This is a genomic window from Mesorhizobium sp. M7A.F.Ca.US.014.04.1.1 (genome assembly GCF_003998745.1).
GTDB classification, from domain to species: Bacteria; Pseudomonadota; Alphaproteobacteria; order Rhizobiales; family Rhizobiaceae; genus Mesorhizobium; species Mesorhizobium ciceri.
On sequence record NZ_RZRW01001054.1, the window covers coordinates 1 to 1,178 of the forward strand.

General features: G+C 59.6%; 1 protein-coding gene. It reads left to right on the top strand.

The annotated features are described in order from the left end of the window. On the top strand, nt 1–1,178 hold a 1,178-nt coding region (locus tag EOA22_RS34405; RefSeq protein WP_206521499.1), incomplete at both ends, for a sugar phosphate nucleotidyltransferase.

The following is a 1,178-nucleotide window of genomic DNA, read 5'->3' on the forward strand; positions in this document are numbered from 1 at the left end:
ACCTAGTACCGCTCGGCCTGAACGGCGGCAGACCGATCTTCGAGCCGGTCGGCCGCAATACCGCGGCCGCCGTCGCCATAGCCACCCTGCAAACGATCTCCGAATATGGAGCCGACGCCCTTGTGCTCGTGGTCCCCTCCGACCATCAGATATCGACGACAACGCAATTCTGGGAAACCGTCAAGGCCGGCGTGCCTGCCGCCGATTCAGGAAAGATCATCGTGTTCGGGATCAAGCCGACGCATCCCGAAACCGGATATGGTTACATCGAGACCACGGCAGATGCTGACGCAGTAGCCTCGGTTTCGCGCTTTGTCGAAAAGCCGAACGCCAAGTCGGCTCGCAAATACATGTCTTCGGGACAATTCTACTGGAACGCCGGCATTTTCCTCTTTCGAGCCGACACCATGCGGGAGGCTTTTCTCGAGTTCCAGCCCGACATCTGGGACGCCGCGGAACGGGCTTACAAGGGAGCGCGGACCGACGTCTCGGGCCTTTATTTGACACAAGGCTTCTACTTGGCCGTCCCCTCGACCTCGATCGACTATGCAATCATGGAGCATGCGCGCGACATCGCAATGGTTAGGGCCTCGTTCCACTGGACCGACCTTGGCTCATGGCAATCCCTAATGGAGGCCAGCCCCACGGACAGCAACGGCAATGTCACAATGGGCGATATCGTCGCCATCGATTGCCAGGACTCTTACTTCAGAAGCCAGGGCAGACTGCTGACCGTCGTCGGGATGAAGGATGTTGCGATCGTGGCGACGCCAGATGCGGTATTCGTCGCACCCGTCAGCCACAGCCAGAACGTGAAAAAAATCGTCGAACAGCTGGAGAAGAGCGGACGCCTCGAAACGAAATTTACTGCCTCCGAAGACCGGATCATCATCAGTGGCTCATGGCGCAAGCGCGTGGAGCACTGGCTCTTCGAAGAAACCCTGCCGCTGTGGTCCACCGCTGGCGTCGACGATGTTTACGGCGGCTTCCATGAGGCCCTGGGCTTCGATGCGAGGCCATTGGGCAAACCCAAGCGCATGCGCACTGCGGCTCGCCAGATTTACGCTTTCGCAGTCGCCAAGGAACGTGGCTGGACTGGTCCGGAGGACAAACTCATCGAACACGGTATCGACTTCATCGCAAGATTCGGCCGCACGAACCGCGGCGGGGGGGGGCGA